General features: G+C 55.9%; 10 protein-coding genes. All 10 read right to left on the bottom strand.

What is annotated here, in order from left to right:
- Positions 1 to 69 precede the first annotated feature (69 nt).
- Complete coding sequence (locus N6G83_RS53430; RefSeq protein WP_049082580.1) at positions 70 to 945, bottom strand: tail fiber assembly protein; 876 nt, start codon at positions 943 to 945, stop codon at positions 70 to 72.
- Positions 945 to 1,757 (bottom strand): phage tail protein, encoded by an 813-nt coding sequence (locus N6G83_RS53435; protein ID WP_049082579.1) that lies wholly within the window; start codon positions 1,755 to 1,757, stop codon positions 945 to 947. Before N6G83_RS53435 ends, N6G83_RS53430 begins: the two co-directional genes overlap by 1 nt.
- A 2-nt stretch (positions 1,758 to 1,759) precedes the next feature.
- Positions 1,760 to 2,344: a YmfQ family protein gene (locus tag N6G83_RS53440; protein ID WP_049082578.1), complete on the bottom strand. Its 585-nt coding sequence runs from the start codon at positions 2,342 to 2,344 to the stop codon at positions 1,760 to 1,762.
- Complete coding sequence (locus N6G83_RS53445; protein WP_004114604.1) at positions 2,329 to 3,405, bottom strand: baseplate J/gp47 family protein; 1,077 nt, start codon at positions 3,403 to 3,405, stop codon at positions 2,329 to 2,331. Before N6G83_RS53445 ends, N6G83_RS53440 begins: the two co-directional genes overlap by 16 nt.
- Positions 3,392 to 3,844 carry a phage GP46 family protein gene (locus N6G83_RS53450; RefSeq protein ID WP_049128811.1) on the bottom strand — a complete coding sequence of 151 codons (453 nt, stop codon included), beginning with the start codon at positions 3,842 to 3,844 and terminating at the stop codon, positions 3,392 to 3,394. Before N6G83_RS53450 ends, N6G83_RS53445 begins: the two co-directional genes overlap by 14 nt.
- A complete protein-coding gene (locus N6G83_RS53455) occupies positions 3,841 to 4,380 on the bottom strand; it encodes a phage baseplate assembly protein V (protein WP_243234188.1) in 540 nt (179 codons plus the stop codon). The genes N6G83_RS53450 and N6G83_RS53455 overlap by 4 nt, the downstream gene beginning before the upstream one ends.
- A complete protein-coding gene (locus N6G83_RS53460; protein WP_094898182.1) occupies positions 4,371 to 5,462 on the bottom strand; it encodes a phage baseplate assembly protein in 1,092 nt (363 codons plus the stop codon). The genes N6G83_RS53455 and N6G83_RS53460 overlap by 10 nt, the downstream gene beginning before the upstream one ends.
- The gene (locus N6G83_RS53465; protein ID WP_260524377.1) at positions 5,455 to 6,711 is read right to left on the bottom strand and encodes a DNA circularization protein; all 1,257 of its coding nucleotides are present in this window, start codon (positions 6,709 to 6,711) and stop codon (positions 5,455 to 5,457) included. The genes N6G83_RS53460 and N6G83_RS53465 overlap by 8 nt, the downstream gene beginning before the upstream one ends.
- Positions 6,711 to 8,507, bottom strand: a complete 1,797-nt coding sequence (locus tag N6G83_RS53470) for a phage tail tape measure protein (protein ID WP_094898184.1) — start codon at positions 8,505 to 8,507, stop codon at positions 6,711 to 6,713. The genes N6G83_RS53465 and N6G83_RS53470 overlap by 1 nt, the downstream gene beginning before the upstream one ends.
- A 98-nt stretch (positions 8,508 to 8,605) precedes the next feature.
- Positions 8,606 to 8,969: phage tail assembly protein (locus tag N6G83_RS53475; RefSeq protein ID WP_260524378.1), on the bottom strand; the 364-nt coding region annotated here is incomplete at its 5' end.

Genomic DNA, 8,969 nt, shown 5'->3' on the forward strand with positions numbered 1-8,969 from the left:
CTGAGTATCTTTCGGTTCCGGCATTTCCGGGACGCCGCTGGTGTTGTCGAGATGGTACATAGCAACTCCTTAGGGCCTCTCAGGCCAGACAACATCGGTGGCAGAGGTATCCACACGGCTCACCGCGAGGCGATAAGCCTCCCAGCGTGCCAGCTGCGCGGTTTCATCATCAGTTGCCTGACTGCTGCTGACGGCATAGCTCAGCAGTGAAATTCGCTCCGAAGCCTCAGAGAGCAGCTTCGCCTTCTGGCGGTCAGCCTGAGCGATGAGGTATGTCCGCTCAGCTTCTTCGTTTTTGACCCAGGCAGATCCATCCCATTCATCAAACTGACCCGGCATTTTGAGGGTGTAGCCGTCGGGAACCGGACCGATATCGGTGATAGTCAGAGGCTCACGGGTCGCGGTGTTCCAGATAACCTGACCACGCAGGTCTTTGACATAAACCCACTCATCCCCGTTCCAGCGGGTGACGAACGTCGATTTGTCTTCTGGTGGGGCCACGAACGTGCAGCCTTTAGGCAGCATAAACCAAGCATCAGAGACGATATGTTTCGTACCGTCGCTCTCGTAGTAAAACTGACCGGTTTTATCCTCAATCTGTGTCCACTGGCCATCTGCGAACAGCAGAACATAACCGGCATCAGCGACCGGCGGCTCAGTGGTGACAGCCCATTCCGGCAGCGATTCACTCAGGGACGAAATAACAAAACCGGTGCCTTGAATATTCCAGTAACGGGTCCCACGAATATCATCCACATATTCCCAGTCACCATTTTTAAATATGCCGGTCTTACCTTTATCCGGTTCACATGGAATATGCGTTGTATTAGCAGGCAAGCCTGTGCCCGCCGGAATAGTCATAAAAACAGAGCCGATATAAACGCCATCGACGTCGTACTGATAAAGCCAGATGGCCTGCGGGCTTTGAGAAAATTCGAATGACATTACGCTAACCTCACGATGGCGTTAAAGGCGATATTTTTGACGGTGTTTTCCGTATTGCCGGTACTGTTGATAGTCACGGCATGAGCATGCGGGCCGATATAAACGGTGTGGCCGTGAATACCGATATTAACGGTATGTCCGTGGGCTGGTGCTTTGCTGGTTTTGTTACGGGTGCGGTGTGAGTCGTTATCCGACCCGACGACGTAGTCCGGGTCCCAAGCTTCCCCCGGCGCTAACATGCCGCCATCATGGTCATGCTCGTTATCCGAACTGGTGGCCTTTGTGCCGTGATCAAAGTTGCTGGTCGCCACAGTTCCGAGGTCGGCGGAGGCCACGCTCCCGGTGTGTGCGTGAGCCTTCACACCGTCAGCCTCATAAGACAGCAGCGCCCGCCCGGAGGCGGGTAAAAACTTGATAGTCTGGCCACGCATGTCCGGCAGAACGCCGGAGGGATAAGCGACAGCGAGGCGCGGATACGCCGTTTTATTGAAGCTCTGACCCAACATAAGAATAAAGCCGTTCGGCGCGATCGCCCCCGGCCACGGAAGTGGAATGCCCGGAGGGAGCATATAATCCGATGAAAATAACCGGATGGCCTGAGCAAACTGGTCCAGCGCATTTTTATCCGGAGTGATATTGGCAAGCGCCAGAACGTTCAGCATTTCCGCCTGAATGGCATTAAACCAGTCCGCGCCCGGATAACTCGGCTGAATACCGTCGCCGCCTTCGGTAAACCAGCGGCGCTCGGTAAATAATACCGGCTTAATGGCGGGCATCTCAGGAACGGAAGAGGCATTATCCAGGTGATACATAATTAAACCTCATAAAGAAAATCATAATCGTGGCCAGCGAGCCGGTAACGACGTAAAAAACATTCCAGTATCTGCGCCTGCAGGCTGATTAACGGCGTCAGGACATTGCTGATACTGCGAAAGCGTATCATCGGCATATCCGTGGCCGTCACCTGCAGCAGGTAGCGGTATTTGTGGGAATAAATCGGATACATGATGTCGCGCATGACGTGATGCGGCAGGATTTCAGTCACCTGAATGGTGAAGCCCAGCGCATCCTTCACGGCCTGCTCAATCTGCCAGGTGGCCAGCCCGCCCTTGCGGTGATACTTCTCCACCACGGCATCGCGGCGGCGGTCGAAGCCGTCCGGGATGGCGTTGCAGTCCGGCAGACCGAGATAGTCCTCCCAGTCGGCCAGCAGCAGGTCGGTGGTCTCCGGGCGCATCTCGGTAACCAGCAAATCCGCGTTCGCCTCCGCCAGCTGCAGGCGGGAACTGAAGCCCCGGAGAAGTGACGTCAGCGCCGCCGTCTGGTCGCGCGGCCACGCTTTACCGCGCGGCATCAGCTGCTGCAGGACGTCCTGCCAGTCCTCTACACGATGCGCCATGTGATTGCTCCCAGCGTCAGCAGCTCATAGTTCTCGCTAGCCTGATTGGTGGTGAGGTCCAGCTCGTAGTCGGTGACACCCGTCGATGAGCCGATGGCCGTTCGGATGGCAGAGAGCAGCAGCGTGTCGCCCGGCGAGACCGAACGAAACAGCGCCTGCAGGCTCAGGGTGACCGCAGAGCGGATGGCGGCAGTGTCGGGGATGACGCGAATGGTCAGCGGCACCGGCTTGAGCGTCAGCGGGATGGGCCAGACCTCGATACCGCCGGGCTTGCCGACGTAAGTCCCGGTTGCCGGGTCCTGATGGCGGAAAAGGTACGCCTGCATCGCCTCGCGGTCGGTGCCGGTCGGGATAATGTCCGTGCGCTGGTCGTAGACCCATGCAAGGCCCACCGTACCCAGCCCGTGCCAGCAGTCAAAGGCCCATGCCCGGCTGATACCCGGCAGTTCGGTGGCCCAGATAACGTAATCATGCAGCGCGCCGCCGGTTGGCGGGTTACGCTTGCGGTACAGCAGACGGGTCAGCAGCTCGGCCACAGACTCGACGTCCGCGCCTCCGGAGATACCGGCATCCGCCACCACGCCATCGCTGTTAACCCCGGCCACCGGGGAAATCAGAGTCAGGACGTCGCCCGCCGTCAGGTTGCCGCTGAGGCCCGTCTCGTCAGCCTGCACGGTGACGGTGATTTTGCCCGCTGACGGGTCACTGGTGGCGGTGACGTGGTAGCGTACGCCGTCCTGCGTCTGCATCTCCGTATCGAGCGGCAGCGGTCGGGTGCCGGTGAAGGCGACCGGTCCGCTGGCATAGGATGCAGCCTTACGAATAACGCCCTCATAGCGGGCGGTATCAATGATGGTTTCGTCAGCGGACTGCTCTGACGGGATAATCTGGTTTTTAATCCACGTCTGATAATCGTAGACATCGCGTAAAGCGCCGCTGAAAGCGGTATTTAACGCACGTTCAACGCCAACAATCGGTAATTCCTGGTCGAGTTCAATCTCTAAATCCTGAATACCGGCACGAATAAGCTGGCGGAGTGTCGGGACATTAAATGTAGCCATTTTCTACCGCCTCCCAGCGTTTCTTTATTTCGACGGTTAACTCGGTTTTATCCGGGCGGGTGAGAATAATGGTTAATGCCAGCCAGTTAATACGTGGAATGGTGGCAATGACCTGCGCATTCCGCGCATAGCCGTAACGTAATAACGGTTGCATGGCCAGACGGGCGTAATTCTCCGCGCGGAGCCTGACCTCTTCGGTCAGTTTTTCACGGTCAATCAGCCAGAGCTTTGAGCCCCATTCAAAATCGCTGTAAGAATTACCGCACCAGCCGCGACGGTCATCGGTGCCGTCGGGTATTTCGTCGCTGGTATCTGCCCGCGCATCAGTAAACAGGCAGATATACACCAAAGAAACAAGGCCCTCGTCAAACGAAAGGCCATTGTGTTCAATCTCTATATCTCCACCTGCGGGCAGGTGCCAGTTTATTCTGATGGTCATAAGGGTTTAGTCGTGTTTTCACCGTCACCATCCTTATGAATATGGTCAAGGAAACTTTTTCCCTGGACCTGAATATCTTCACTGAAAGAAGTGGGGCCGGTGATATTTATCTGTTTACCGATAATGTCGCAAGACTCCTCGGCAATTAAATTAATCTTCTTTACCCTTATTTCGGCGAGGCCATTCTTTTTTAAAACGATAACATGTCCCTCCTGATGATAAAGAATAACGTCGCCTTCTTCGCCGCCACGAGGACGACTCCCTTTATCCTCGACGGCGATGGCCACCAGACCGCCACGACGTCCGCCCACGGCGACGACAATCGCCTCTGATCCCGCAGGCGGGACGCTGGTAAACCCGTAGTTCTGGAAGCGCTCGACGTCGTCATTGGTCTCATCAGCCAGCGACTGCACCTGCAGGTTCTGCCGTCCGAGGCTGTCCGTCACAATGCGCACCAGCGCCCGGTCCACCATCAGGCGCAGGCGGCGGCCAAGCTCTGCAAATGAGCGCCCGATATTAGCGTCTTTCAGTCCCATGTTGCCCCCACAGTCGTTTTCGACTTCGCTTTTTTCCCTTTCGCTTTAGCCTTCTGGGACGGCATGTCCAGCGACTCAGGCGGGGCCATGGTCAGTACCGTCAGACGACCGCTGTCACCTTCCATAAAGGAGACAGTTTTAATCAGCCAGGTAACATCGAGCTGCTGAATGGAGTCGGTTACCTTCACCAGTCGGTTGGTCTGCCACAGCGGCCCGCTGATACCGTTCTCCCGCCATCCTGCCACGGTGATTTCGGTGGTGTTGGATTCGCCCAGCACATAAGCCTTATGCCACTCACCTCGGGCGCTGGCACCGCCGACCGTCAGGCTGTCTTCATTGACCAGAATCTTCGGACGATAGCGGGTGATCTCCGGGTCGCTTACTACCGTCTGACGTCCGCCGATCATCTTCACCGGCTGGTCGTCCCATGTTGAACCGCCCGCGCTGGCGGAGCCCTTGACGATGTACTGGCTGGCACGCTCACGCCAGCTGAAGCGTCCACGTGCAGCCAGAATATTGTCGCCGAGAGTGAGCGCCACTCCGGCCCGTAGAGTGGATGCGCGGGTGATGACCAGCCGACCGTAAGCGTCTGACGTCACCAGAACGCCGCGCTGTTTGGCCAGACGGTCGAGCAGTTCAAAGCCAGTTTCGCCCTGTTCCAGGGTGATGCTGGCAAAGGCGTCGCCGGTGTCGGTCTCATTAACCACCTCGATGCCGTAGGGCTTGCAGATGGTGGCCGCAAGCTGTTCCAGTTTCTGACCTTTCCACTGGCCGGACTTATCGACCACCGAGCTGTCCACAAGGTCACCGGTCTTGTCGCGACCCATGACGCGCAGGGAGACATTCTCCGAGTCATAGCTGGGAATAAAATCGTCGATATAGCCGGTCATGACGCGGTCGCTGCCGATGGAAACCGTGCAGGACTGGCCTGGCTTGATAGAGCGTGGCGCGGCAGATGACCATCGGGCAGTAACGGTCAGGTCGAACTCGCCCGCCACAGACTCCAGTGAGCGGTTAATGGTCATGTCCGTCCAGCCGCCCCAGACCTTGCCGTCAACATTCAGGGTTAACTCTTCAGTCATTGCTGATGATCTCAATCGTCTGTGAAGGCGTAATAAAGGAGGGATAACGCAGTCGGTTGCGGGTCACCAGTTCATCCCGGTTCTCCGCGTCGCCGGTCTCGCGGTAGGCCAGCAGCATCACCGGTACTGTCCGGGCCGGGGTGACGCGGCGCAGCTCCGGCAGCTGGATGCTGCGAATACGCACATCATTCACCACCGCGAACCGCAGCTCGCGAAGAGAACGCCACAGCTCACGCAGGCCGCTTTCGACGGCTTCCGCTGCGGTCTCGCCGAGACGCTCCGCCAGCTGGTCGCCGGTGTTCTGTGCATCCTGGCCGGTCTCAAAGGTCGCCGTGGCCACCGCTTCAGCCTGAGCGACCAGCGTGGAGATAATGACCAGACGGCGGAAGTCTTCGATATTGATCTCCATCGCCGCCGTGGTCTCCGGCGTTGATGCCGGTGTGACGCTGCTGGCAAAGCCGGTATCGGTGTTCACGCTGATGTTATCGACCAGAGATTTGGTTGCGGACTGTGCTGCCCGGTCACCTTCCCATTTGTCGCGCAGCTGGTCATAGACCCGCAGGGCGAACGGAGGCTCAGAGACGAGGTCTTTCATATCACTGATGAGGCCGGTGATATCGCGGATCATTTCACCAGGTGCGGCGGCCACAATACCGGCGAGGTCCTTAAACCGGTTGAGGCGGTCCATCCACTCACTGAGCGCATCCGGCAGGGTCGGCAGGCTGGTGACAAAGCCCTCCATGTCCTCCAGCAGGGTGTCCACCATGCTACCGACGCCATCGAGCGCCGCAAAATAATCACCGCTGGCCAGCGCTTCCTTGACCTTGTCCGCTGCGCTGAGCGTGGTGGCGCTGCTGTCTTCGGTGCCGGACGGGAACAGCTGCTCGCCAGCCTCGTACACCTCAAAGGAAACGTAGGCAATGCCGCCTTCCTCAGTGGAAAGGCGATGCGTGACCCGGCCCACCTGGACCTTCTGCACGCCGAACCACGGGTGCACCAGCTCACCGGGACCGGCAGTATTGAGCGCCGCCAGCAGGCGGTTCATCTGGTCGATGTAGTCGCTACCGAGGAGGATCGCGTTAATCTGCTGCTGAGTCAGCACCGCGCCGTGGTCTTCCGTCCAGCCGACCTCTTTTTTGGGGTAGGCGTGGGGGATAGCGCGGCGACCGCCAGTTCCCTCGACGTCACGGAAAAAGAACGGCACGCCCCGGAAGGAGGCGTCGCGGAGGTCTTCCCATTTAGCGGCCATCACTGCTGCTCCATGTTACGGACACCACTGGAGGCACTCATGGTGACGCCGGGGGCATTGACCTTAACGCTGGTCACCTGTACCCGATCATCTTTTACGGAGACCTCGATACTGCCTTTCAGCTGCTGGGGCAGGAACGGATAAGCATACTGGTTCTGGGGCTGCATTGAAGCCCACGGTGACGGGTCCTGATAACCAGTTGGCAACTGACCCGAAGATGCGATCCAGTTCTTTAAATCATCCCACATAGTGGAACGTGAGTTATTTTGTTGGACCCGCTTTATGAGTTCCTCCCGACCTTTATCGGAGAAAGGATCGAAATCTAACAAATCTAAGGACTCATTAAGCACTAGTGCTGCCGTGGCGGCGGTGCCAATATTACCTGGTAAATTTGAAGCAAGATTAAGGATCTTTTTAAATGGGCTATCTTCTTTATCTCCACCCAGCCCGCCAGCTGGCCAGTTGGTCACATAAACCGGCATCACACCGGAACCAAAAGCATCAGCAACATCACTCGGAAGTCCCTTTCCTTTACCTGGCGAAAACATATCCCAGATATCTTTACCAAACTTGAACGCCTTCCTTGCAGCAATAATCCCACCTATCGAAATGGCTACATTCTTACCGAACTCCAGCCATTCCTGGACAACTTTTGGGTCTAAGTTATTAATGACATCCGCAAGTTCCTGAATAGGCTTAGCCAGATTCTTATTAGCGAATTTTTCCAGGGTTGTTGCGAGGCGTTGCATAGCTGATGTGAAATCTTGTGATGCATAAGCCGCATCCTCAATAATGCTCTGACCATCGGCAACTACGCCCATATAAGTTTTTAATTTTTTTGCGCCTGCCTCTCCGGTAACGCCTGCAATTAAATCCATACTGTCCTGATTAAACCCGGCTTCAGTGAGGCGTCCGCGTTGTTTTTTTATGCCTCCACGGGAAGATCTCGCAGCGGTTTCCTGAAGTAAGTCAGGAAGGGGTCGCATTGAACCATTGTCATCGAAAACGTTGATGCCATTTTTTTGCAACGTCTTAACAACCTTTGGATTCTGGAGGTCACGAATAAAATTTTCGACGGCTGTTGCTGCTTTATCTTTATTGGCTGTTACATCCATAGCAGATTCTGCAACGGTCATCACATCCATTGCGCCTTTAACACCTTTCCCGCCAACAGCGGCGTACATAGAAAGAGAAGCAGGTAATTTTTCAGCGGCATCCTTAAGTTCGAAAGCACCTTCCTTACCTAGCCGGTTCATTCCATCCAGAGCAAGTAGCGTCTGCTTTTTATCTTCTATCTGAAGTTTTTTATACTCAGCGATGAGTCCACCAAGAGTCGCGCCATCGGCTCCTGAAGCGGCTATCGCCATTCCTATGTTGTCGGTGTTCTTGAGCGCAAGATTCAGATCCCCAGACCGGCCATTGATTTCCTCAAAGGCCCCCTGAATTTCGCTGGTATCGACTCCAAACTTAATCGCTACGTTTTGTGAGGTATCGAAAATATCAGCAATCTCTTTTCGTGTTTTACCTGCAGTAATCCCCATTCGAGTTAAACGTCTATCTAATTGTTGATAATTTCGTAACAGAGCCCCCCCGGCAAAACCGGCAATCATTGTTGTGTAGCGATTACCCAATGCATCAAGCCCTCGACCTGCAGCAGCAGAGGTGGCTTTAACAACTGACATCGCCCTCTGATTTGTACGGGCGAACTCGGACATGTTGGCACCGTACTGGCGGGCTTTGGCTGTCAGGTTACCTGCCAGATTGATGAGTATTTCAGTGGTGAGGCGGTTTGCCATGTTGCTTCCTCAGCTGCTCTGTCAGGTGCAGCAGTTGCCGGAGAGGCAACTGCTGCAGGTAGGACATATCAAAACGTTGGGAAAGATTGACGATAAGGTTACTCAGCGCCGTCGCCAGCGGCACCAGGTCGCCCCCGTGACGCGGTCTCCGAAAGCAGGTCATCGAGTGCAGCAGCTTTACTGCTGAGTAACTCCAGATCCTCCGGGTGAAAGGCGTAGACTTGCTTCAGGGACAATGGCCCCGGAATCTCGCCCACAAAGGCAATCTGGCGCCGCAGCATACCCAGCCCCATCAGGACCTCAGAGCAATAAGCCACCGCCTTGCCGTTCTCGCCGATGACCACACGCTCAGCTTCCAGTTGGGCGTCGATAACGTCTTTTGAGGTCAGTTCACGGAAGGTGACTTCTTTGTAGCGGATCTCATCGTCAGTGCCTTTACCGGCGATGTAACCGTGCTTTAAA

The sequence above is a fragment of the Serratia sp. PL7 genome (assembly GCF_945957435.1).